Raw genomic sequence first — 24,314 nt, 5'->3', positions numbered from 1 at the left:
CCGCCCCCGCCAAGGGGGCGGGCTACCGACCTCGAAACGGAGTCCACCGGTGACCACCGATAACGACCAGACCTCCCTCGACGACCTCACCGAACTACGCCAGGCCCTCGCCCACGCCCTCGACTGCGACGCCGGCGACGGCCAGGTCGACGCCGTGCTCGACGCGCTCGCCGAGCACGAGGAGCAGCGGGCGCAGCGCGCCGCCGAGGCCCTCGCCGACCAGACCATGATCCGGTCCCTCACCGCCAAGGACGGCGGCATCAATCTGGACCTGGTCCCTCCGCATGAACTCGCGCTCCTGTGGGTCCACTGCGCCCGGGGCATGCTGGGTGAGTCCCCGAACTACTCCGAGACCCTCGTCGAACTGCCGACCGCGTCCATGGAGGTGAAACTCGCCGGGGAGTACGAGCGGTTCGCGCTGATCGTGCAGCGCGTCGGCAAGCTCTCCCCGCACCAGGCGCGGCACGCGGCTGAGGAGAAGGCCGAGGAGCTCGCCCACGAAGTCGAACGGCTGCGGGCGGAGTTGGCCACGCTGAAGGCGCCGCCGGACGTCCACAACGCCGACCACATGGCGCGGCTTCGGAGGGTGTTCGCTGAGACCATCACCGACTTGGCCGACCGCGGACCCGAGGTGATTGCGAGCCAGCTCGTGCTGTACGCGCAGTCCGCAGTGGCCGCCGTCGAGCGGGAAAGCGCCCGCATCATGCAGACCGCCGAAGCGGCCTTGGAACTCGCGCAGCTCCCGGCCCCTGCCCCGGCCACGGTGTTCCTCGCGTTCGGCGGCGACTACGACGCCTACGGCGTGCGCCGCGTGTTCGCCCACCGTGAGCACGCAGACCAGTACAAGCGGGCCGACACGGTGGAGGAGTGGCGGGTCGACACCACCCCCGTGGAAACCCGCACCTGGATCCGCGCCCTCTGGAACATCCGCGACCCCGCCGCCCCCGCGCACCTGTTCGACACCATCAACTACTACGACCCGGATGGCTACTCCGAGGTGCGCGACTACGACGGCAACGCCGACGCGCTCGACATCGATTGGTGGCCCGGCCAGACCACCGACGATCCGTGGCAGGTCCAGATCAGCGGATGGGACCGGAGCCTGGTCGACGCCGCGTGGAAGGAACGCCGCGACCGGATCGTGGCCGCCCACGGCGACCTGTCCCTCCCGCTCGACAACGACAAACCTGCGGAGTAGGGCCGTGCCCATCCGCCCCGAGAATCTCGCCCGATACCCGGCCGACTGGAAAGCCATCAGCGACGGCATCCGGTTCGGCCGGGCGCAGGGCGTATGCGAATGCGCCGGCGAGTGCGGCAAGCACCCCGGCCGGTGCCTGGCCCGGCACGGCGAGGAGCACCCCGATACCGGCTCGGTGGTCGTCCTCACCGCCGGGCACCGCAACCACCAGCCCGAAGACGTCCGCCCGGAGAACCTGGCCGCCTGGTGCCAGCGCTGCCATCTGGCCTACGACGCCGCCCTCCACGCGGCCACCGCCGCCCGCACCCGGTGGGCCCGCCGCACCGAAGGCATGGCCCCCCTGTTCTGACCCCTTTCCGCCACCTGAACGGAGCATCATGACCGTCGCCATGGCCTTCTCGCTGAGCATCGCCGCGTTTCTCGCGGTCACCCTGTGGGAGTGGCGTGCCCTCGTAGGCGAGATCGACGAGGTGCTGGGAGCCGATCCGATCGAGCTGTGCGCGACCTGCCGCACGGACCGCCGAAGGTGGAGCGCGTGCCTGGAGGATTACGCAGCGCTGATGGGCAGCGCGGGGCCGGTCGTCGCCACCGTGCTCGGAGCGTCCTGCTGGCCCGCCTACCGGGGCCGCCAGTTCTGGCAGTGGATCACCCGATCCGCCGAGCCCGAGCACTCCGGGCGGTGCATCCTCGACGACCGCGCCGACCAGAGCACGGCCGCCCGATGAGCCCGAGCACGCCGGCCGTGCTGCGGCTCGCGCACGCCACGCCCACCGCCTTGGACTACCCCGAGCACGACGGCCGCCGCGTCGTCTGGGACGCCTGGCGCATGCTCGCGCCGACCTCGCACATCACGCACGTGTGCACCGCCTGTGAGAAGGCGGGGGAGCCGTGGCTGAGCGTCGGCACCGTCCACCCCCTGGAAGGCGAGGTGTTCCTCATCCCGACCAGTGACGGGCCGCTGCCGGGCCCGCTGCGCGAGCGCCCGGCGTGGCCGGTGCGGCGCCTGTACGCCTACCGGTGCGCCGCCTGCGGTGAAGTCATCATCTACGACACGATCGACGGCGCCGACTGGCGTGAGGTGCCCTACAGCCGTCCGACCCTGTTCTGACGCCGATGCTCCTGATCGCGATCATCGGCGTCGGCGGACGCATCAGACGATGTGACGCGCGCTGCTACGACGCCCACGAAACCGAATGCGACTGCATTTGCGCGGGAGTGAACCACGGCGTCGGCCTGGACCAGGCGATCGAGAACACCCGCCGGCGCGGCGAGGCGTGGATCGCGCGGGCCCGTCACCGGCACCCGAAGGCGCGGATCGTGGTCAACCTCGAAGCCGCCACCGACGCCCTCTTCTGACACGCAGGGGAGCCCCGAACCGATCCGGTCCGGGGCTCCCCGACGTTCCATGCGCGCTCGGCTACGCGGAAGGTTCCCCGCCGGGTGCCTGGTCGCTGTCCTGCTCAGGCATCGCGACGTCCGGCAGCTCGCCGGGTGGCCCGTCGAGCTCGTCGGCGTACCCGACCCGTACCCGGCGGACGAAGAACGTCATGGTCACCTCGACCGCCGACTCCATAACGCCACCGATGTCCATGCTGATCTGCGACCCGCGCGGCAGGTACAGCGGTACCCCGTCGACGTAGACCTCGTTCGGCACGACGATCGAGCCGCCGCCTTCCCGGCGATCGGCCGGCGGAGTACGGGAGTCGACGATGTCGATGGTCGCGGCATGGGCGCGAACCTTCACGGATGCTGTCACGGCGCGCATGGTGCCAACTCCGCGGGCTTACGTCCCGGAGCTGCTGTCGCATCGGCAGGAGGACGCCATTGCCGCCCGATCCAGGCGTATCCGCACGCTCCAAGCACGCGGGTCACATTCCGCGTCGAGCAGCCCACCGCGGAGGCGATCTCCTTCGAGGAGTGCCCTGCGTCAGCCATCTGGGTGATGGTGGCCCAGTCCGTCACCCGGGGCGCGCCGGCAGGGCGCTGCTCCACCTCCGCCTCTGACACCAGCCGCCCCGCAGTGGTCTTGTTCACCCCGAAGGTGGCGCAGATATCCAGCATGGACCGCCCAGCCGCATACGCGGCCGCGATCTCCTCGCGGTTGCCGACGCGCGGCTTGCCCTGCCTGTTGGGCTGGACACCGGCTCGGCGAAGCCGCTGGTAGACCAGAGACACCGAACAGCCGTGAGTCCGAGCGATCTCCTCGACCAGCGTGCCAGCCGCGTACTGGGCCGCCATCGCCCCCACGTCAAGGTCCAAGGGGGAGCGCGGGCCGCGGCGCCGCTTAACACCCTTCCTGGGACCGGACAGGTACGCAGGGTCGGCGTTGCGCAGGCGCCGCAACAGCTGCTTGATGGTGCCCGGAGTGGACCCGACCTTGGCCGCGATCTCCTCAGCGGACATACCCTTCGCGGCGAGCGCCTGGATTCGCCGGTAGTCAAGCTCGCGAGGACTTCCAACCGAACGTCCCGGGGTTCCGGCCGCCGCCGCGACATGGCGGACGGTACCGACGTTCACGCCGAATCTGGCCGCGATGTCTGCTAGCGGCTCACCGGAGCGGTAGCCGGCGGCGACCGCTCGGCGTTCCCCGGCGGACAAGCGCCGCGACCTCCGCGGCATGCGCACAGCGTCGGCGGCGGCCAGCCGGTCGAAGATGACCCGCTGGGAGCAGCCGTAGGTCCGCGCCAGGTCACGGATGCTCTTTCCGGCGGCATATTCCCTGGCCAGGGCAGTGCCGTCTGGGGGAGAGGTAGACATGGCGCGGAGTATGACGGGGGATTGAGTTAACGTCTTCCGCCGTCGTACGGCGCCGCCACCCCGGCGGCCACCAGCTCCTGGTTCAGGCTCACCCCACCTGCTTCCACGACGGCCAGGTAGCGGCCGTACTTCTCCCGCCGGTCCTTCACCGTCCGCACCACGATGCCGCCGCGTCGAGTGGCCACCCAGTCGCGCACCCACGCGGCCGCGGCCGCCCCGGGCGCTGTGGCCAGCTCCGGCGTGTTCACCCCGGCCAGCCGCAGCTTCACCGCGAGTTGCAACCCGTAGGGCAGACCGAGATCGACGTCCAGCGTGTCTCCGTCGACGACACGGACCTGCCCAGCCTGGTAGGCGTAGGACGGCGCGGGAGCCTCGACGAGCGTCGCCGCCCGTCGGCCCCGGCGCCGGCCCGGGTCAGGGCGGACGAACACGACGTTGCCGTGCTCGGCGACCCACTGCCGTACCGGGCCGATCCCCGGCCGGCCGGGAACGGCGACGTTCAACAGCATCGCAGCGGTGACACCGAACCCGAAGTCGAGCACCCCGGTCACGCCGGCCCGGTTCAGGTGCATGACCTCCAGCCGATGCACGCCGACGTCAAGCGGGGAAGGCGGGGCAGCGTCGGCCGCCCCGCCTCCGATCGCCGTGGTGCTCACTCGGCGTAGGTACCGAAAACGAATGACTCCGGCCTGTCCACCGCGAGGCCCACCCGCTCGGACGCCTTGATCGTGCAGACGTTCTCCTCGAAATTCGTGGCGTTTTCCGAGGAAACCTGCACTGACACGGACTCGCGGTCGTAGAGCTTGGCGCCGTAGCCGTAGGAGCCCAGCAGGTAGCGGTTCTCCAGCATGGCCGGGGTGTCGATGACGTTCAGTCGCCACACCCGCTTCTCGGCGCCGATCGCGACGCTGACGGCGACGCGGTAGGCGCCGTTGCTGTCCTCCTCCAGCTCGATCTCTTCGAAGTCGTTCGGGTGCATCACGACGCCGTTGGGGTCGTGGTACGCGAGGATCGCGAGGGTCATGGCCCGCCGGAGCTGCCGGGTCTTCTTCTCCCCGGAGACGCCGCTGTACATCTGGATGCCGGGCGTCTGGGTGATGCCGAGCAGGTTCTCGCCCTGGCCGTTGCCGAACAGCACCTGGTAGTCCTCGACGAGCTTGACGCCGTCGATCATGTCGCGGTCGATGATGCCCCTGATCCTGGAGTCGTCGGCCAGGGTGTTGTTGTGCACGTACTCGAAGTGGGTGATCGTCGCGATGTGCGCGGTGTACGGCTCGAACGTCAGCCGGGAGCGGGGGGCGCGGCCGAACACGTCGGTCAGGCCGCCGGTCGGCGCCGATACGCCGTCCGCGGCGCGCCGCTCGGGGACGGGGGCGGCGTTGTTGATGAACCCCGTCTGCCTGATGCCGTGCAGGATGTTCGCCGTGGTGCTCTCGCTCGGGAACAGGTCGCGCACCCGGTTAGGGCGGCGCATCCGCTCACTGATGCCGACGTCCTGGGCGTGGCCGAACGCCGGCCCGGTGTGCTGACCCGCCGACAGGGTGAAGATGTCCTTGGTGGACATGCCCTCGAACGAGTAGATGCCCTGGTCGATCTTGACGAGGCCGCGCGGGTCGTGGAAGTTGTTCTCCCGCATCGCCTTGTAGGCCGGGGACTCCAGGAACGCGGTCGCCAGGGACTTGTACTGCGGGCCGCCCTGACCGGCGGCGAGCATCCCGGCGACCGGCGTGCTGGCCGGCGCGTTCAGGTACTCGTAGATGCCGAGGGCCTTCTCCTCGGCGTTGAGCAGGTCGCGGATCTGGTTGGCCTCGTCGATCTTCGCGAGGTAGTCCTTGCGCTGCGCCTCCGGGATGACGAACTTGCCGGGCGCCTCCTCCCGGAAGGTGGAGCCGATCCGGGTGACCTCGGCGGCGGCGGTCTGGAGAGCGGACTTGAGCTCGCGGACACGCTCACGCGATGCGGTGGCAGTCATCTGCCTTCCCCCTGATGCTGATGTTCGATTCGGATGTGATCCGCTCGCCCGGTCAGCACCGGGACGCCCCGTGATCAAGGCGGCAAGGTAGGTGATTTCCCTTCTAACGTCCTTCAAGGTCCACTATGGTGGGCGTTTGCCGTGGTCGGGGGGCCTGGAACGATCCCTGAGAGGGGCGCAGATGGCTGTCCGCCGTACCGCCGCGCTGCTGCTGGCGGCGCTGATCGTCGCTGGTTGTTCCGCCGAACCGGGTGGCGAAGCCGCCGGCGCGGCCACGCCGGCGCCGATCGTGAAGTCCCCGGCGAAATCGGGCCGCCTCGCATGGGCCACCCCCGCGACCGGGCAGGGGGAGAAGGGCAACCCGCTGGAGATCACCCCGGTCGGGGTCTACTACCACCCGGGCGATGCCCAGTACGGCAAGAGCAAGAACGGCATGTTCCTCGCGGTCGGCGTGAAGGTCACCGCCACCGGGGAGGCCGACCAGATCTCGGCGCCGTTCACCGGCCACGGGTTCCGCTGGGAAGGCGGCGGCGAAACCATCACCTCCGCCGAGGGCGGGCAGCCGCCATGGGTCGGCCGGGTGAACACCCCCATCTCCCAGGACATCCAGGCCGGCGACTACGCCGCCTACGTCATCACGTTCGACGTCCCCGAGCGGGGCGGCACCCTGACCTACCTGTCCGCAGACGGCACTCAGCAGCGGTGGGCCGTCCCGGCGAGGTCCGGCGGCCAGGGCCTGAAGAAGGTCCTGGCCGCGTTGGACGAACTCGGCATCAACCGCTGAGGAGTCACATGGTGACGCGCCCGGCCCCCAGCGCGTCCAGGCGCGACTGGAGGCGGGCGTTGGTCTCCTGCAGCCGCAGCAGCTCCTCGCGGCTCACCACGCCTCTACGCGCCCGCAGCACAGCCACCTCGGCGCGCAGCTCGGCGTTCTCCGCCGCGAGCTGGTCGGCGTTGACCGCGCGGGCCTGAGCCTCCAACCGGGCCGCGTACCTGTGAGCGGTCTGCAGGTCGCGGCGCAGCTCGGCCACGCACTCCTGAAGCTCGCCGATCACCCTGTTCTGCCGGTGGGTGCGGCCCCGCACCATGTCGAGGAGGTTCACGTCAGCACCGCCGCGGCCGCCATGACCTCCAGGCCGGCGAGGATCTCCTCCGGGGTGAGCTCCTTCAACTCCGCCGGCATCGCCGATGGCGCTGTGGAGTCCGGCATGATCGACGGCGGTTGAGGCGGCTGCTCGTCCTGCGGCGGTTCCTTCGGGGTCTTGTGGTCGTCCCACTCGATGCCCGCGGCGGCGAGGACTTCCCGCAGGGTCCGCGCGGCGGTGATGAGTCGTTTGGCGTTCGCGTCCGACAGGACCCGCCCGGCCTTGGTCTCCCACTCGCTCGACTGCTTCAGCGCGTACGCGACGTCCTCAACGGCGGCGGCCGCTGCGTCCTCGTCCATGTGGCCGGCCCGCTCGACGGTCACCACGACGGGTTCGCCGATGTCGACCCATCCCACGTCGACCGTGTAGGGCACCTGGTAGGCCAGGGAGGTGTCATCCTCGCGGCTCACGCACACGATGGCCTGGTCGGCGAACGTGGCCTCCACACTCACCCACCCCTTGATGCCCTGCTCGCGCAGCCACGCGGTGACCGCCGAGCGGATGGCGTCGCGGACCTCCTCGAACGACATCGGGATGGGCAGTCCGGCGTTGCGGAGCATGTTCAGCCGGGCGTCCTTCACCTCGCCGCCCGCCGCGCCCGGCCCTTCACCGTCGTCCCCTGCATCGGCGCCGGTGTCGATGTCGGCGAGCAGGTCGGCCCACTCGTCTCCGATCTCCGGAGTGGTGTCGCCCATCGGCGCGGCCTTCACGCTCAGGGTGGACGACAGTGGCGCCGCCCCGAACAGCACCGGCGAGTACTCCCACAGGTCCAGGTCGTGGATCAGCCGGACGCCGCGGGCCTTACGGGATCCGCCCTTCGGCACCGTGTAGCCGATCGACCATTCGCACTCGTGCGTCTCGCTGAAGAAGCGGACGTTTTCGTAGGCGTTGCGGCCGTCGTCGGTGGCCAGGTTGAACCGGCACTTCACGTACAGCGCGCCGGCGTCGCGCGGCCACGGCTTGCCGTCCTTCGTGGTCTTCGGCAGCCGCGGATCCCCCGGCAGCAGCTCCTCGATCGCCTCCGTGCGGGCGGTCCAGACCTTCGTGTCGTGCGAAAAGATGCCCTTCGGCCTGCGCTCGGCCAGGGTCCGCCGGTAGGCGCCCGGCACGATCAGGTCGCCCACGGAGTCTTCCACCCCGGTGATCGACACCAGCGCCTCGACGACGCCTTCGTCTCCGGTAGTGATAACCCCGGTTGCCGGTGTAGCGGCCTTGTACTCCAGCGCGCCCGGCCCAGGCCCGGCGTAGGTCACGGTCACAGCGGTCTCCCCCCGATGCGGTGATCGGCGGGAGGATGCCAGGTCGGTCCGCTTATGTCCTGGCGGGCAAAGCGCAGCAGGGGGCGTGAGCCGTAGCCCACGCCCCCTGCCGGCGGTTCAGATCAGGGTGAGGTCTCCAGGTAGATACCCGTCTCCGGGTCCTGGCCGACCGCTCGGCGGAACGCGCGCAGGAACTCCGGGTCGTCGTCCGGGTCGGTGCCGTGCGCCTCGACCCACCGGCCGTACATCTCGTTGTAGACGCGATCCGCGTCTCTACCGATGATCATAGTTTCTTCACTCCGTCCCATGACGATCCTCTCATGGCACGCAGCCCCAACCATGTGCGCTCGCGGATGCTCTCCCCGGGCCGGCGCCCGACCTGGCTGATTTCCCGTGCCGTGGGAAACCCGGGGTCGCCGAACTCGAATCTCTGCCAGCGCTGCATGATCTGCTCGGCGGCGGCGATCTCCGACACCATCCGCTCATACCCGGGGGCATCGGTCGGGCCGGTCCACCGGCTCACCCTCCTCTGCAGGCGTTCCATCTCCTCCTGCAACGCATACAGCCGTTCTTCGGCCTCGTGCTCGTAGACGAAGTCGAATCCGGAGGACGCCCAGGTGTAGCCGCCGTCTTGCAGGGAGGCGTACACCTCGACGCGGTCGAACCCTGAGTCCTTGTACACCTGTTCCAGGTAGCGGCCGGACACCGGCGCGAAGCCTTTCCCGCGGTGCTCGGGCTCCAGCTCCTGGTAGTCGTTGTATGCCGACAGGGTGCCGTCAGGGTCGCGGTTCCACCGGCGGGACATGGTGCCGACCGGCGTGCCGTTCTTGTGGATGCCGGCCGTGAAGTACAGGTAGGACTCTCCGTTCGGCATCACTCTGCCCGACACGTCGGCGACCACGATGGTGTAGCCCGCGAAGTCGCGGCCTTCGAGCAGCTGCCGCATCCCCTCTTCGGCCTTGTCCTTGTCCCACGGCTGGCCAGGGACGGGGATGAGGTCGCGGGCCTTCGGCACCGGCGGTTCCTCCTCGCCACCGCCGCCGCCCTCCGGCCCACCCGGCGGCCCGCCCGGCGGCCGTCCCCGCCCGGCCCCGCCCCCGCCCCCGCCGCGGCCGCGGCCGCCGCTGCCTCCTGGTGGGGGTGGCGGGCCGGTCGGCGCTGCGACCACACGCAGCAGGTTCGGCGCGATCGTGCCGGAGCCGCCGTCGTCCCACCTGACGGTGACGCCGCGCCGCTCGTCAGTGCCGGTGACCGTTCCCGACCGGTTACGGCCCATGATCTGCACGCGGGCGCCCATGCGGATCCACCGGCCGTGCCAGTCCCGGGCCTGCCACGCTCCGCCCGGGGTTCGGCCGGCGGACGGAACACGGCGGACAGGCGTGGCGAGCGCCTTGGTCTGCGCTGGGGTGGCTGTGAACCGGATACCCCAGCGGACCCACGACACCTTCTCCACGATCAGGTGGTGGTGAAGCCGCCGGCCTTGGTGGCCGTGCCCGCATCGGTGGTGACGGCGACCGCCTGCGCACCGGCCGCCTTGGCGGGGGTGACGCAGGTGATGGTCTTGTCGTCGACCACGACCACGGACGTGGCGGCGGTGCCGCCGACCGTCACCGTCGCGCCGGGGGTGAAGTCGCTGCCCTTGATGGTGATCGGGGTGCCGCCCGCCGCGGGGCCGGTGGCCGGGGTGACCGAGGTGATGGCCGCGTCGGGGAAGTGCTTGGTGAAGTCCGAGGTCTTCACCAGCCGCCCGGCGGGGAACAGCAGCTCCCGGCCCTGACCCGGCCACGGGGTGCCGTCGTGGCGGACGGAGGCGTAGATGTTCTCGTTGACCTGGATGACCGGGTCGGCGGTGACCGGGGTGGTCAGCGCCAGCGCGGCGGACTTGGTGAGCCGGACCCCGGCGCTGTTGTGGATCGTCATGGTGTTCCCCCTGGAACGGCGGTCGGTGAGGGGGAACCGTGCGCCGGCCCGGCGGGCACGAACACGATGCCGGGGCGCTGCGGTAAAGCGCCCCACGCCACGGTGAACAGCACCAGGCCGAGCAGCAGGCCGAGCGTGAACCCGACCCGGCACCAGACCCCCTCGATTCTCACGAGGGCGCATGGTGCCGGGTTTCGATGCTTACGTCCTGGCGGGCACCTCACCGGCGACCCGGACCACCTGAGTCCACTGGGTGAGCGCCGCCAGCACCGTGGCCGGATCGTTCACATCCAGCCGTCCGCCCTGGCCGTGCGGCGCCTCGACCAGCTCGCCGTCACGGATCCGCAGCAGCGACACCACGCCCGGGGAGCCGGACACGACCCCGACCGTGTCCGCCGCATCGTCGCGGGGTTCGCCGACCGTGACCGCGTACGCCACCGCGTCGGCGCCCTGGCCGTTGTCGAAATACCCGTGCACCTCGAACATGCCGCTCACTCCTGACCGTCGTCGTAGGAGACCGTACCGGCCGCCGGCGGCGCCGCCTGGAGGTAGGCGTCGATGAACGCGAACCGCAGCGGCCCCGCCGGGTACGGGCATGCGGTGATCGGCTCACCCGCCTGCCCTGTCGCCCGGCCCGCGGTGCGGGCGGCGCCGAGCGCCACCCGCGACACGCCTTCACTCATCTGGTCAGCTCCCTTACCGGTTGAAGTCCCGGGCGCCGCGCCCCGCGGCCGCCGCCTTCTTATCGCGTTCCCGCCCCAGCATCTGCGCCTTGAACTCGGTGAAGTTCATCCACCCGTTCGCGTCGAACCAGTTGCGCAGCTCCTCGGTGGCGTACTTGCGGGCCCGGTCCCGCCGGCCGGAGAACAAGCTCTTTTCGTCGATGCCCGCGGCGACCCCTTCCGGGGTGAGCATGTAGCCGCGGGTGTCGGCCTCAGCCTGCAGATACTGCTGGTGCAGCCACAGGTCGTAGTGGCGCCTGGCCATCTGCTCGCGCGTCTCCCCGGGCAGCCGGTCGGAATCGCCGGCGCGCTGGTCGCGTTCGAGCTGCTCGTACGACAGGCCGTGAACCTGCGCCCACGCCTCCATCTCCGGCATGCCATCCGCGATGAGCTCATCGACGCGGGCGGACCGCTCGGCGAACGCCTGATCTTCGGCGTCGGCTTCGGCCCGCTCGGCTTCCCACGCCTCCATGGCGGCGCTGATCCGGGCGATGCTGTAGTCGTCGTCAACGGTGCCGAGCAGCGACACCAGCTCATCGAGGTCCATCCGTTCGAGCTGCACGCCCGCCAGCGGGTCGTCGGCGGGCTCGACCCGCTCCAGGGCGGCCATGACCTGCGCGACCTCGTCCGGGTTGCCCCACACGCGGCTCAGCAGCGCCCGAAGTTCCTCCTCCGACAGCTCCGACAGGTTCACGCCGGTCAGCGGGGAGCGGCGCGGCCCATCGTGGCCGGTGCCGAGCAGCGCCAGCGCGCCGAGGGTGAACGCCCGATAGTCCGGGTCGTCGTCCAGGTGATGGGAGCCGCCCATCAGCGACTCCACACCGACCGTGAACACCTCGTAGTGGTCGCTGCCGTACTCGCGGCCCGAGTACGGCGACTCGAATCCACCGTCGCGGTAGTGCACGGGCTCGGTGCCGTTCGTCGTCTCCTTCAGCGGGTGGCGCTCCCGCTCCCCGACCGGGCCGGTGGAGGTGCGATCCCACAGGAACGCCCGCTCGGCGGCGAGCAGGCCCGGCACGACCGTCTCCATGTGGTGGCCCAGCTCATGCACCGATCCCCGGGAGGCGTTGTTACCGCCGACGAACTGCGACCCCGTCGCTTCTTCCTCAACGAACCTGCCGTCTCGCGGGACGTCGTTCGGTGTGGCCTCCCACGGCAGCGCGATCTCCGGGATGAACACCCCATCGCTCGGCTTGTAGTAGCCGCGGCCGCTCTCGACGCGCACCGGCCCGGCCTCACGGGCGAGGGTGAGCCAGTCGGCCGGGTAGGACGCCTCAGCGATCCGCATGGCCTCCGCGAGCCGGTTCTGCTCCGACAGCGGGAACGACGTCCCCGTGCCCCGGTACGTCAGGCCCTCCCCGCCCAGGTCACGCACCGACGCAAGCGTCTCCATCGCCGCCTGGCGGCGGGCCTCGCGGCGCGCCCGCAGGTTGGCCAAGACGTCGTCGGCCGCGGCCCGGTAGGCGGTGAGTGCCTCATCACGCGCCGCCAGCTCGCCGGCGTACGCCTCCTCCCATGCCTTCTGCGCTTTCCGCTTCACCTGCGGTGACGCCTCCGCCGTGAGCGCCCGCATCGACGGGTAGCCGAACTGCTCGGCCACCTGCGTCCGCGTGGCCTTCTTCGCGGCGAGCAGGTTGCGGTCCGCGACGAACGCCTCAGCCATCCGTTCGCGGGCCCGCTCGCTGACCGCGTCGAAGTCGGCCACGATCCCCTTGGGGTCGGCGGCCTCATACCGGGCCCGGTAGATGGCGTCGAGGTCCGCGCCGGCGGCGCGCAGCACGGCCAGGTGCCGCATGGCGTGCTCGCCGGGGCCGCCGTCCGCCGCGACGTCGTCCACCCACGCGGTGATCGTGTCTCGCTCCGGCACCCGCCCGGCCTCCAGGTCCTCCAGGCTGGCCGGCCGGAACACCGACCGGTTGACCTGCTTACGGCCGAGGTTGGCCAGGTCCTCCGGCAGCGCCTTACGGTAGGCGGCCAGCCGCCCCGGCAGGTCCGCCGCGTCGACCGTCACCTCAGGAAGCGGCGCGTCCACGTCGCCCAGGTCAGCCGCAGCCAGCGCCTTGCCCGCCCGCGCGAGCGACGCAGACGGCGGGGTGTCGCGGTACTGCCGCATCACCCGGCGCAGCGCCCGATCCCACGTCTCCCCGGGCATCGGGTCGATCTCACCGATCGCTGCGACCATGTTCGCCGCGGCGCGGTCGCGAATCTCCCCGATGGTGGGGGCGAGACGACGCGCGAGCACGGCCGCCTGCCCCGCATCGTCGGTGAGCGCCGCCGCGGCCCGGTCGGCGAGGCCTTCCGGCTGCTGCTCCAACACGCCTTCCAGCAGGGTCAGCGCCTGCTGATACACCTCGTCGCCGTCGCGGTCCCGGGCCGGGGCGACAGGGACGGTGTCGAGCTCGCCGAGGATGCGGGTGGCGACGTCCCGGTACAGGCCGGTCTCGGCGTCCGCCAGGGCTCGGGTCACGGCGCGCTGCCGCTCCCGCTGGTGGTCGCGGTCCATCTGCGCGTGGATCAGCGCCTCAGCGTTGTCGGCTCCCTTGGCCAGGCGCAGGATCTCGGTGCCGTCCCCATCGATGAGGGGCACCATGTCGATCTCGCCGTCCGTCAGGCGCAGAACGGCGGTGACCCCGACGGGGCCGGTCTCTCCCACGACGGGCGCGATCATCTCGACCGTTCCGGAGGTCTCCCCCTGGGCACGGCGGAGGCTCACGCGGTCGCCGACACGCAGCTGCTCGGAGGTGATGATCCCGTCGCCGCTGCTGTTGTCGATGACCGCGTCCCACGGCTGGCTTTCGGACGCGGGGCCGCGCCAGGTGCGGACCACCGACGGGCGGCCCCGCGAGGACAGGGTGACCGTCTCCCGGGCCACGGGCTGATCGTCATCGTCGAGGACCTCCAGGACGGCCCGCCACTCATCGACGTCGGCGAACGGTGGGGAGGTCTTGGTGATGGACGCGACCTTGGAGTACGGGTATCGGCCGTTGTCGATGGGGTGGGCGATGGCGTCGCCGACCTCCAACCGGTCCGGGGTGATGTGCTCCATCGGCGGGAAGTCCGGATCGGCCGCGCCGGCCGGGGGCACGTCGACGTCGTCGGGCAGGTCAGGCATCACCCACATGTCGACCTTGTCGGGCAGGACCTTCTGGGCCACGGTGCCGTCGTCGAGGCGCACGTGCACCTGGACGAGGTTGAAGCCGCGCACCTTCCGGACCACGGTGACCGTGCCGAACACCACCTGGTCGGGGTTGGTGTCGTCCGGTAGAGCGATCACGTCGCCCATGCCCAGGTTGCCGGCGTACGCCTTCTCCGGGGCAGCGCGGCCAGGGTCGTGCGGCGGCGCCGGGAACCCGGATACGCGGGCGTAGGCGGCATCCACCCAGGAGGCGGTGCGCCCGTAGGAGCGGCGCCGCGCCCCCGGCAGCGACTCATCCGCCGCGAGGCTGCGCAGGTGATCGGCCAGAGCCCGTATCTGCGAGGCTGTGAGCGGCTGACGGGCCCGCAACCGGGCCGCCGCCTGCCCCACTTCCGGATCGACGTCCGCGCCCTCAGCGTCCAGATCAAGGCCGAGGGTCCGCTTACGCTGGTCGGTGCGTAGCCGTACCTTGCCCGTGGCCGTGCCGTCCGGAACCGCCTCCACCGGCACGTAAACCGTCGGCGCGGGCGGAGCGGCCGGCGCGGGCGGCTCCTCGACAACCGGGTCAGGTTCCGGCGCGGCCTGCGGCCCAGACACCCGGGTCAGCAGCACCCGCCGGTCCATCTCCACTTCGGTGGTGAGCCCATCCAGGTTCGTCACGTCGAACCGGACCCGGTCCCCATCGACCTCCGGTTCGGAGGCGACCCGCAACGTCTGCCCGTCCTCGTCGAGGTAGAAGTCGCCGACCGTGAGCCCGTCCGGTTCGGTCTCGTCGACGGCCGGCTCCGGGCGGGCCGTGTCGTCGACGGCGACCGGCTCGCCGGCGGGGGTACCGCGGACGTGGCGGGCGTCGTCGTCGCCGCGGACCGTGATCAGCGTCGTGTCCCCGTCCGGGGTCGTGGTCGTCTCCTCCACCACACCGGCCGGGCCGTCCGGCACCTCGGGCAGCCGGTCACCTTCGGCCAGGTCCTCGGGCATGACCGGCGGCGCCGCCTCCTCGGCCTGCCGCTGGTCCTGGTCGTGGCCAGCAGTGGGGTGGAGGCGGATGACGCGGGCCGGCCACCGGGTCCGCGCCTGCCCGTCGATCGGCACGCTGGTCCCGTCCGCCCGCGTCACCGTGATGTCGACGAGTTCCCCGGACGGCATGCCGGGCTGGCGGCGCACGACCTGACCGGTCACGGTCACCCGTTCGTAGGCGCCGACGCCGAGCTGCTCGCGGTCGATGGTGGACGGCAGGTCCTGCCCGGCCACCTGGTAGCTGATCCGGTCGCCGCGCTTGATCAGCTTGTGCGACATCCACTCACCGATCGGGTTGCCGTCCTGGTCGAGGACTTCGGCCGGCTCGCCCCGGGTCAGTAGCTCGTCAGCCAGACGGGACAGGGTCGTCCCATCATCGAAGGTGATCTTCACCCGCTGTCCGCCCGACGTCGGAACGACATCGGTGACGGTGCGGGTGGCGGCCCCCTGCGGCCGGATGCGGGCCGGGCCGCCCGGCTGCACGTAGGTGCCCCGCGACCCCACCCGGCGGCCCGGGTCCACCGACGACGCCAAAGGCGCCGCGGAGAGCGTGTCACCGGCCTGCACCTGGTCGGCGTACACCTGCCCCTCGGGGGCGGCCTCCCGCTCGCTGGCCGGGACGGGCCTGAGCGGCGTCGGCGCCGGGGGTGCGGTGTCCGGCCGCCCGGCAGGCGCGGCCCCATCGACTGGGTCGCCACCGGGCCGCTCGTCCGGGGCGGTGCTATCGGGTTCCGGGTCACCCGCTCGTGCGCGGCCGCTGCTGCCCGGTCTGGCCGGCCGGGCGCCGGGCCGCTGCGGCGGGGCTGAGCGCCGCCGCTGCCCGGCCCTGGCCGGTGCCGCGGCCGCCTGCCCATCCCGGTCGTCCTGGTCGTCCTGGGCGTCCTGGGCGTCCTGGTCGTCCGGGGTCGGGTCGGGAACATCCCCGGCGGGCTGCTCATCACGGGCAGGCGCCGACTGCTGCTCGCGGACGATGTCGCGGATCGCATCCCAGTCGCGGGCATCCGGGTCAAGCTCCTCGGCGTCGTCGATGAGCGCCAGCGCCCCCTCGAAGTCGCCCTCATCCACGGCCGTGCGCGCCTGCTGCGACAGGTTCTCCGCCGCCCGCCGGGACCGCTCCCTGCGCTCCTGCTCCGCCTCGTCGTCGCCCGGATCGGTGAACGCCTCGCCATCGCTGCCGAGAACCGGGGTGGTGTCCACGACGACCGGCGCGATATCGGGGTCGGGGTCGGCCGCCGGGTCACGCACCTCCGCCGGCCGAGACTCCTCCAGCCGGGCCTCCAACACCTGCACCTCGGCGCTGGCGGCCTTGTACTCGTCGGAGTCGGGATTGCCCTTCAGCTCATCCCGGCGGGTCTGGGCGTTGATCACGTCCGACAGCAGCCGCGCCCGTGTGCGCGCCGCGCTGAGCTTGTCGGCCTGCGGGAACGGCTGCCCGATCGCCGCGCGGGCCCGGCCAAGCTCGGTCTCCCAGTTGTCGATCTGGGCGTGCCCGGCGTCGATCTGCGTCTCCAGCGCGCCCAGCCGGTTCTCCAGCTGCGACAGGAGGCGCCGGCCGGACCCTTCACCGAGGTCCTTGAAGAGGTAGGAGGAGGTGCCGCGTGGCCAGTCGAATCCGACCCGCACCACCTGGAAGCTGTTGCCGCCGCGGGACTCCCGCCCGGTCTCGGCGATCACGTCGTGCCCGCCGAGTTGGCCGATGACGACCCGCTGCCCTTCGATGAACGGGCGGGCGTCGCGCAACTCCTGCACGGCCTGCTCCAGCGGAGTGTGCGCATCGGCGCGCTTGCTGACCGCCTGCCCGTTGAAGGTCATGGTGAAGGCGTCGCCGCGAGTATCGACCCGGGCGGCGAGTGCCCGCTCCCACTGGCCGATGAAGTCGCCGGTCATGGAGATGTTGCTCTCCAGGGTGCCGACCTGCTGGGTCAGGGATCCCTGGTTGCGGCCCCATGCCCGGTCCAGCCGCTCCAGGCGGTTCAGGTCAGCGTCGGCCTTGGCCTTGTCCAGCAGGTACGGGTTACCGGTGGCCAGCGCCTTCACCTCAGCGAAGGACAAGGCAGCGTCGCCGACGTCTTCGATCTCCCGCACGTCGAGGTTGCCGCGCTGCAGCTGGGCGATGAACTTCGCCTTGCGCTCCACCGTCTGCCAGGAGTAGCCGTCGAACGTTCCCTCGGTGACGTAGCGAAGGATCCGCACGTCCTTGGAGTGCATCTTCGCGTTCAGGTTGCCCTGCCGCTCGATACGGCCATCCCGCTGGGCGAGGTCCGCCGGCCGCCACGGGCAGTCCATGTGATGCAGGGCCACGGCGCGGGCCTGCACGTTGGTGCCGACACCCATCTTCTCCGTGCTGCCGATCAGCACGGCGATCTTGCCGTTGCGGGCGTCCTCGAACAGCTTCGCTTTCTGCTGGTCGGTGTTCGCCTCGTGGATGTAGCGGATCTTCTCCTCGGGCACACCCCGGGCGACGAGCTGCCGCTTCATCTCGTCGTAGGCGGCCCACGTGGAGACGTCCCCATCCCCGGCGACCGCCTCAGTCTCCCCGTCCGCGGGCTTCTTCTTCCCCTTGCCCTTCGGCTTGGGGGTGCCCTGGTCCATGAAGACGATCTGCAACGCGCCCTTGACCGGGTGCATCTCGTCGTCGGGGCCGCCACCGGCGACCGGATATTCGAGGTCCTTCGTCTCCGCGTAGATCTCGGCGATCTTGTCGGAGGCGACGTCGATCTTCCCGCCGGTGCCGTCCGCGTTCGGGTCGAGGAGCCGCATGTCCAGGGCGGCGCGTTTGCCGTCCCCGGAGATCTTCAGCATGTTGTCCTCGTCGGGCTTCACCGCGCCGTTGCGGACCTTCTCCGCGCGGACGCCGAGCGCCTGGATGTAGGCGAGCTGCTCCTCCGAGGCGGGGATGACGATCGTTTCGCCGCGGTTGCCGTTGGCGTCCTTCCGCACCGGCGGGGTGGGCAGCTTCAGGTCTGCGGCGGTCTTCACATCCGCGCTGACCCGGTAGAGGCGCAGCAGCTCGGGGACGTTGCGGAACTTCGCGAACCGCGACTTCTGCCGGAACCCATTGCCATCCGGATTGAGCTCGACGTCGGTGACGATGTCGCCGAACGTCGCCGCCCACGAGTCGAAGTCATCGATGTCAGCGGCTTCGAGCAGGTCCGGCCGCAGGTACCGCAGCATCGTGAACGCCTCGGTCACGCTGTTGGCGATCGGCGTGCCGGTGGCCAGGGTGACGACTCGCCCCGACGTCGACTGGCTGCGCAGGTAGTGCAGCTTCATGTGCAGGTCGCTGGCACGGTTCGACCCGTCGATGCCGGCGCCCTCGATGCGGGAGGGGGTGCGCAGGTTCTTGTAGTGATGGGCTTCGTCGACCATCAGGTAGTCGATGCCGGTCTGCTCGAAGTAGACCGCGCCCTCGTCCTTCTTGCCGTCGAGCTTGGCCTTGAGCTTCTCCTCAGCCTTCTGGAGGGCGTTCTCCAGCCGCTTGAGGGTGAGGCTCTTACCCTCGCGCTCCTTGGCGCGGGCGATCTGAGCGCGGAGCTTGTCCAGCTCCTCGTTCATGTACGCCTCTTGCGCTTCGGGCCGCATGTCGATCGCCTCGAACGCGCGCTGCGTGAGGATGACCGCGTCCCAGTCGCCGGTCGCGGCGCGGGCCACGAACTCGCGCCGCTTGTCGCCGGTCAAGTCGCTGGAGCCCGCGGCGAGGATCTTCGCCTGCGGGTACAGCTCCAGGAACTCGCGGCTGAACTGCTCCAGCATGTGGTTCGGCACCACGATGGCGGGTTTCTTCGCCATGCCGGTGCGGCGCAGCTCCATCGCGCCCATGACCATCTCGGCGGTCTTGCCGGCGCCGACCTCGTGCGCCAGCAGCACCGAGGGTTCCGACAGGATGCGGGTGACGGCGGCTTTCTGGTGTTCGCGCGGCGTCCACCCGGCGGCCAGGCCGGGGAGAGCCGGTTCGATGCCGTCGTACGACCTGAGGACGATGCTGTTGAACTTGTCGTTGTAGATGCGGGCCAGCCGCTCGGCCCGCTCGGGGTTCTCCCACACCCACTCGGAGAACCGCTCCGACATCTCCTGCGCTTTTTGCTGCGCTTCGAGCGTCGCCCCGGGATCGGGAACCGACTTCTTGCTGCCGTCGGGCAGCTTGACGGTCCGGGTGACCTTGATGGTCTGCTGCTGCAGGATCGCCTGAGCGATGTCCGGGGCGGGCCGGTCCTCGGTGCCCCACGTCGACGTCGCCGCGACACCCCACTTGGGGCCCTGCACCTCCCATGTGGAGCCGCCGGCGTGCTCGACCCGCACGTCGGAGGTGCCGAGGATGTCGCGCAGGAACTCCGCGACGACGCCCTCGCCGATCCACGGCGCCCCCATCCGGGCGTCGATCTCACCCGGCGTCAGGTCGCGGGGGAGGACCTTCTCCAGGGCGGCGACGTTGACGGCCAGCGCCGGATCGTCGTCGGCCGCCGCCCTCGCCTCGACCAACTTCGCGCGGACGTTGCCCGACAGGTACGCCGCCGCCGGCACCAGCCGGCCGGTGCGCGGCTTACCCAGCGGGGGCGGCTCCTCGAACACGCTGGTGCCGAGCTCGCGCCGCGCTTCGTCCTCGTCGACGCCGAGGAGGCGGGCGATCTCCGACAGGACGACCTCACCGCCGAAGCGGTCCATGACGATCGCCAGCGCATCGGCCGGGCTGTCGGCGCTGGTCGGCATCTCCCGCACGGCGACGACGCGCTGCTTGAGGATGTCGGCCGGCCGGGCGGTCTTGGTGTCGGGATCCCACCGGTCCAGGGCGAATACCGCCGCCGACGCCGGGTCCTGCCGGAACAGCGCAGTCGCGGTGAGGACCTTCTCGGAGTCGTCGACCGTGCGGCCTTCGGCCTTCGCGGCCGCCGAGGCTTCCGGCGGCGTGAAGATCCGGTTACGCGGCTTGGAGATCGCCTCCCACCGGGAGGTGTAGGCCCGGTACCGGGTGTTCAGTTCCTGGCGCAGCGCCCGCAGCCGGGGCGTGTCCCCGCTGCTGGCGCCCTCCTCGTCGAGGAGTTGCATCACGGTGTCGCGCAGCCCGGCGTAGGCGGTGAGCTGCTCGGCCTGCGACGGGTGCACGTCGACGGGCACGACCTGGCCGCCGACGACCTGGGTGAAGGTCCCGTCGTCGGTGACGCTGATGTAGCCCTCGTGCTCGCGGGCCCGATCGGCGAGCTTGAGCGGCTGGAACCCCAGCCCCTCGGTGTCGCTGCTCGCCGCATCCGTCGCGCCCTGCGGCGTGTAGCCCTTCCCCGCCGCGTTCGCCTGGGCGACCACCGCCGCCAGGGCCTCGCGCATCGCCGGGCCGGCGTCCCGGTCGCCCTTGACGATCAGGTCGTGGTCGGTGAACTGGCCGCGCCCGGTCGTCATCTCACCCAGGACCCGCTCCGGGTGCTGGGCAAAGTAGGCGTTGACGGGGACCTGGTGGCCGTTGACGTCGATCGGGACGGAGTCCACCCACGAGGTGTCGCCGGGCTCCTCACCCTCGGCCCGCTTACGGAAGATCAGCAGGTCGGTGACGACGTCGGTACCGGCGGCCCGCTGATGCGCGCCGGACGGCAGACGCACGGCGCCGACGAGATCAGCCGTGGCGGCCATCTCCTCGCGGGCCTTCGACCCTTCGGAGTCCATGGTGTAGCGGGAGGTCACAACGGCGACCAGGCCGCCCGGCCGGGTCAGCGCCAGGCTCTTGAGGATGAAGTGGTTGTGAATGCTGTGCTTGCCGGCGTTGTGCTCGCGGTCGGTCAGCTTGTAGTCGCCGAACGGGACGTTGCCGACCGTCAGGTCGAACGCCCCCTCCGGGGCGCGGGTGTCGGCGAACGACTCGTTGCGAACCTCGGCGTGCGGATACAGGGCCTTGGAGATCGCCGCGGTGGTCGGGTCCAGCTCGATGCCGGTCATGTGCGCCCGCTGCGGCGCCAGGCCGATGAACGTGCCGACACCGGAGCCGGGCTCCAGGACGTTGCCGCCGTCGAACCCGAGACCCTTCACGGCCTCCCACACCGCGTCGACGATCGAGGCGTCGGTGTAGTGGGCGTTCAGCGTGTTGCGGCTGGCGGCCCGCCACTCCTTGTCGTCCAGCAGGGACCGCAGCTCGTCCCGCTCCGGGGAGAACGACTCCCACCTGGCCAGCGCCCGCTCGTAGGCGGCGTCGGTCTTATAGCCGGCCCGCTTGGGCCGGTCGGCGAACATGACCGGCACCGAGCCCCACCCGGACCAGCGGGCCAGCGCCTGCCGCTCCTCGGCGGAGGGGCGGCGCCCTTCCTCCTGCAGCGCGCGGAGGGTCTTGACCGCTTCGACGTTCGCGCGGGCCTTGGCCCGCTCACCGCGCGGGGCCAGATCCTCCTGAGACTGGGGGCGGAACCGGCCCTGCGCGGGCTTGGGCGTTACGCGAGGGGCGGAAGTTCCTCGTCCTCCCGGCCCGGCTCCGCGGGCAGGAACACTTCTTCGGCCATCACCAGTTCGCGGGCTTGGGCCATCGCCATCCGGTTGCGGCCCATCGTCTCCAGGAAGCTCTCGTCCGGCTTCCCGTCCCCGGCCATCTCCGGCCACAGGTCCGCGATCCGCTGCGCCACCCGCTCGCCCAGCTCCTCGAAGAACTGCGTCGGGTTCTCCAGCTCGGCCAGGGCGGTCGGCCGGTACGTCTCCCAGTGCCTCATCGCGGTCTTCCCGTACTCGTTCACTGGGTCGCGCTCCTTCGTCCTGGTCGGGGTCGTTCTGCGCCTGCCCAGTCTTGGGGGCGCGCATTGTACTACGAACAGTAGCAGACTGATCGCGTTCTGTGTCAATAGGCGAAGATTCGCCCATCATCTTGTCCGGCGCTGCTTCGGCCTCTACCCGCTTGTCCGCGATGAGGTCACGAAGATCGCTACGGTCCCGTCCATCGACCTGCTCAGCCTCACGAATCAACGCCTCAGCGCGGTCCAGATCACCTGCATCGACCGCCTCACCCGCCTGGTTGACCAGCAGCCGGGCCTGCTCCTGACGATCCTTCTCGTCCTTCTTCTGCTCGATGAACGATCTGATGCGGTCAAACCTCTGCCGCGCTCTGCCGCGCATCTCCGGCCACGCAGCGGCGGCCTCGTCGTGCAGGGCCAGAGCGCGGCCGTAGTCGCCGGCGTCGAACGCTTCCCGAGACTGCTTGGACAGTTCCTTGGCCCGCTCCTCACCCTGAACCGCACGGTCCGGCTCTGGGGCGGGGGTGTCTTCCGGCTGTGCGACCTCGGCGGGCTGCCGCCCCTGCTCGTTCCCGTCCGGGGCGGCATCGCGCCGCGGGGAGGTCCCAGCGGCACGGCGGGGATTGCTGGTCCGGGCGTGCTGCTCGTCGACCATGTCGTCGATGTCGTCGCGGGCCCTCTCCCACTCCTCACCGTCCAGCGTGTCCAGGCGGCGGCGAGCATCAGCGAGACGCTGCTCCAGCTCCTCATCCGTGAGGTCGGCCAGGTGCGCGCGGGACGCGTCGGCGAGCGCCTGCAATGCCTCCTGGCGGCGGGCCTCCCACTCCGGGCCCGACACCGAGGAGGGGTCGGCCATTTCCGCCTCATGCATGGCGTCCAGCGCACCCTGGTAGTCCCCGGCGTCGAGCGCCTCCTGAGCGCGGCGGGTGTGCTCGGCAGCCCGGTTCCGGCTGCGCTCCGCTCGACCCGTCTCGATCGCGTCGTGGTCGCCGATAGCGATCAGATGCATGTCCTGGTCGCCGCGGCGTAGTGCCGCGTCCCGGGCCTCGGAGGTGAGCACCTTCTGGTTGTTCTCCGGGACCAGGCTCACGTCCGGTGCGTGGATCATCTGCCGCAGGGCGGCGTCGACCTCGCGCCGCCGCGCGTCGTCCGTGCCGGTGTCGCCCAGTTCGGCACGCAGCCGCGCCAGGCCGACCCAGTCGCCCGGCTGAGAGGCCAGCCGGTCGTAGGCGGCGCGGATGTCCGCCTCGACGCCGCCCGGCCGGGCGGGCGGCCGCGGCTTGTCCTGCTCGGCCTGCTGGTCGCGCTCGTGCGCGGCGAACATGTCCTCAGTGCCCTGCTCCTCACGCCCGCGAGGCACCTCCGCGTCGGAGAACAGGCCCCCCTGCGGCGCGGTCTGCACCGACCCACCGCGGCGGGTCTGCTGGGGCGCTTCGGCCTTGCCGGTCTTGTGAACGGCATGGTCCTCATCCAGCAGCCACTCCAGGCCGTCGCCGTCCAGGCGGCCGCCGCCGCCCGTGCTCTGCCACTGGGCGCCGTCGCGGCGCAGGTGGACCCGGGACCCGCCGAACATGTCGGTCTCGACGCCCTCGACGACGCCGCGCACCGTCACCGTCGCGCCGAGCCGGGGCGGGTTCTTCGCTCCGGTCCCGGCGAACCGTTCGGCGTTCGCCGCCGTCACCGGGACGTCGAACGTGACCCGGTCACCGCGCTCCAGGTCGCCGGGAACGACGGTCTGCGGCGCGGCCGGCGTCTTGGCGGCGGGCGCAGGCCGCTCGGCCTCCTGGTCGTCGCTGTCGCCCTCGGCTTCCCGGTCGTCGGCGTCCACGATCGCGGCGAGCAGGTCACGCGCCATCCGGTCGGCGCCCGCGTCGCCCTGCCGAATCGCCGCGTTCAGCGCCTGCAGCTGCTCGGCGGGGATCGGCCGGGCAGTCGCCTCATCACCCCCGGCGTACACCGTCGTGGTGTCGCCACCGGCCCCCAGCTCGACCCGCTGGCCGCGCTCCGGATCAGGGGTGACGCTCCGCACGACCCCGACGCGGGCGACGTCGTTGCCCTCTTCGTCCTCGCCGTAGAGGAGAACCGCCGTGCCCGGGACCAGGTCGGAGACCTTCGTACGGCTGTCTCGCGCGGCAGGGGTGTAGTCCTGCGCGTCCGCGCTGGGCTTGGTGACCTTCAGCGGCTTCGGGCGGGCTTCGGCCCGGCCGGTCGGCTTCGCCCCGGCCGCGGACTTCTCGACCGTCAGGTAGTTACGGTGGACCCGCGCCGTGGAGCCGTCCTCGAACCGCACTTCCAGCCGGCCGCCGCCGACGTTCCCCACGACCGTGCCCCGGCCGCCGCCCCACACGGTGACCGTGGCGCCGGTTTCGATCCACCGGCCCTTACGGTCGCGAGGGTGCTCGTCGGCTTCCCACGCGGCTCGCCTCAGCTTGGTTTCCCAACCGCCCGTGCTCGTCACCCTGCCGCCCCCTACCCCTGGCCCTGGCCCCG

18 protein-coding genes are annotated in these 24,314 nt (G+C 71.2%); 6 read left to right on the top strand and 12 right to left on the bottom strand.

Annotated features, from left to right (window positions below; translation table 11 throughout):
* Positions 1-49: 49 nt before the first annotated feature.
* Genes ACQP10_RS37980 through ACQP10_RS37960 form a run of 5 tightly spaced genes read left to right on the top strand, consistent with a single transcriptional unit; the run spans position 50 to position 2,554 of the window.
* Positions 50-1,198: a hypothetical protein gene (locus ACQP10_RS37980; RefSeq protein WP_433542080.1), complete on the top strand. Its 1,149-nt coding sequence runs from the start codon at positions 50-52 to the stop codon at positions 1,196-1,198.
* Positions 1,199-1,202: 4 nt separating this feature from the next.
* Positions 1,203-1,547: a hypothetical protein gene (locus ACQP10_RS37975; protein ID WP_433542079.1), complete on the top strand. Its 345-nt coding sequence runs from the start codon at positions 1,203-1,205 to the stop codon at positions 1,545-1,547.
* Positions 1,548-1,575: 28 nt separating this feature from the next.
* Positions 1,576-1,923: a hypothetical protein gene (locus ACQP10_RS37970; protein ID WP_433542078.1), complete on the top strand. Its 348-nt coding sequence runs from the start codon at positions 1,576-1,578 to the stop codon at positions 1,921-1,923.
* Positions 1,920-2,306 (top strand): hypothetical protein, encoded by a 387-nt coding sequence (locus tag ACQP10_RS37965; RefSeq protein WP_433542077.1) that lies wholly within the window; start codon positions 1,920-1,922, stop codon positions 2,304-2,306. Before ACQP10_RS37970 ends, ACQP10_RS37965 begins: the two co-directional genes overlap by 4 nt.
* Before the next feature lie 5 nt (positions 2,307-2,311).
* Positions 2,312-2,554 (top strand): hypothetical protein, encoded by a 243-nt coding sequence (locus ACQP10_RS37960; RefSeq protein ID WP_433542076.1) that lies wholly within the window; start codon positions 2,312-2,314, stop codon positions 2,552-2,554.
* A gap of 61 nt (positions 2,555-2,615) precedes the next feature.
* On the opposite strand, the gene ACQP10_RS37955 is transcribed toward ACQP10_RS37960, so the two are convergent.
* The 4 genes from ACQP10_RS37955 to ACQP10_RS37940 are packed head-to-tail and all read right to left on the bottom strand — an operon-like array spanning position 2,616 to position 5,927.
* The gene (locus tag ACQP10_RS37955) at positions 2,616-2,954 is read right to left on the bottom strand and encodes a hypothetical protein (protein ID WP_433542075.1); all 339 of its coding nucleotides are present in this window, start codon (positions 2,952-2,954) and stop codon (positions 2,616-2,618) included.
* The gene (locus tag ACQP10_RS37950) at positions 2,951-3,955 is read right to left on the bottom strand and encodes a hypothetical protein (protein ID WP_433542074.1); all 1,005 of its coding nucleotides are present in this window, start codon (positions 3,953-3,955) and stop codon (positions 2,951-2,953) included. The genes ACQP10_RS37955 and ACQP10_RS37950 overlap by 4 nt, the downstream gene beginning before the upstream one ends.
* A 26-nt stretch (positions 3,956-3,981) precedes the next feature.
* Complete coding sequence (locus tag ACQP10_RS37945; protein WP_433542073.1) at positions 3,982-4,611, bottom strand: thermonuclease family protein; 630 nt, start codon at positions 4,609-4,611, stop codon at positions 3,982-3,984.
* A complete protein-coding gene (locus ACQP10_RS37940; protein ID WP_433542072.1) occupies positions 4,608-5,927 on the bottom strand; it encodes a phage major capsid protein in 1,320 nt (439 codons plus the stop codon). The genes ACQP10_RS37945 and ACQP10_RS37940 overlap by 4 nt, the downstream gene beginning before the upstream one ends.
* 181 nt (positions 5,928-6,108) lie before the next feature.
* Here ACQP10_RS37940 and ACQP10_RS37935 point away from each other — a divergent pair, with 181 nt between their 5' ends.
* Complete coding sequence (locus tag ACQP10_RS37935) at positions 6,109-6,711, top strand: hypothetical protein (RefSeq protein WP_433542071.1); 603 nt, start codon at positions 6,109-6,111, stop codon at positions 6,709-6,711.
* A gap of 4 nt (positions 6,712-6,715) precedes the next feature.
* On the opposite strand, the gene ACQP10_RS37930 is transcribed toward ACQP10_RS37935, so the two are convergent.
* From ACQP10_RS37930 to ACQP10_RS37895, 8 genes are all read right to left on the bottom strand, one after another.
* Complete coding sequence (locus ACQP10_RS37930; RefSeq protein ID WP_433542070.1) at positions 6,716-7,030, bottom strand: hypothetical protein; 315 nt, start codon at positions 7,028-7,030, stop codon at positions 6,716-6,718.
* Entirely contained in the window at positions 7,027-8,331 is a 1,305-nt protein-coding gene (locus ACQP10_RS37925) for a hypothetical protein (RefSeq protein WP_433542069.1), read from the bottom strand. The genes ACQP10_RS37930 and ACQP10_RS37925 overlap by 4 nt, the downstream gene beginning before the upstream one ends.
* Before the next feature lie 122 nt (positions 8,332-8,453).
* A complete protein-coding gene (locus ACQP10_RS37920; protein WP_433542068.1) occupies positions 8,454-8,618 on the bottom strand; it encodes a hypothetical protein in 165 nt (54 codons plus the stop codon).
* Positions 8,615-9,628 carry a hypothetical protein gene (locus ACQP10_RS37915; RefSeq protein WP_433542067.1) on the bottom strand — a complete coding sequence of 338 codons (1,014 nt, stop codon included), beginning with the start codon at positions 9,626-9,628 and terminating at the stop codon, positions 8,615-8,617. Before ACQP10_RS37915 ends, ACQP10_RS37920 begins: the two co-directional genes overlap by 4 nt.
* 158 nt (positions 9,629-9,786) lie before the next feature.
* Complete coding sequence (locus ACQP10_RS37910; RefSeq protein ID WP_433542066.1) at positions 9,787-10,251, bottom strand: IPT/TIG domain-containing protein; 465 nt, start codon at positions 10,249-10,251, stop codon at positions 9,787-9,789.
* 201 nt (positions 10,252-10,452) lie between these two features.
* A complete protein-coding gene (locus ACQP10_RS37905; RefSeq protein WP_433542065.1) occupies positions 10,453-10,737 on the bottom strand; it encodes a hypothetical protein in 285 nt (94 codons plus the stop codon).
* 5 nt (positions 10,738-10,742) lie between these two features.
* Positions 10,743-10,934 carry an Rmf/CrpP family protein gene (locus ACQP10_RS37900; protein ID WP_433542064.1) on the bottom strand — a complete coding sequence of 64 codons (192 nt, stop codon included), beginning with the start codon at positions 10,932-10,934 and terminating at the stop codon, positions 10,743-10,745.
* Positions 10,935-10,947: 13 nt separating this feature from the next.
* Positions 10,948-24,282, bottom strand: coding sequence for an SNF2-related protein (locus tag ACQP10_RS37895; RefSeq protein WP_433542063.1), 13,335 nt, complete (start codon positions 24,280-24,282; stop codon positions 10,948-10,950).
* Positions 24,283-24,314: the final 32 nt, after the last annotated feature.

The sequence above is a fragment of the Streptosporangium sandarakinum genome, assembly GCF_050942225.1.
Lineage (GTDB): Bacteria > Actinomycetota > Actinomycetes > Streptosporangiales > Streptosporangiaceae > Streptosporangium > Streptosporangium nondiastaticum.
Note: the sequence above shows the minus strand (reverse complement) of the source record. Positions and strands in the feature narration are given on the sequence as shown.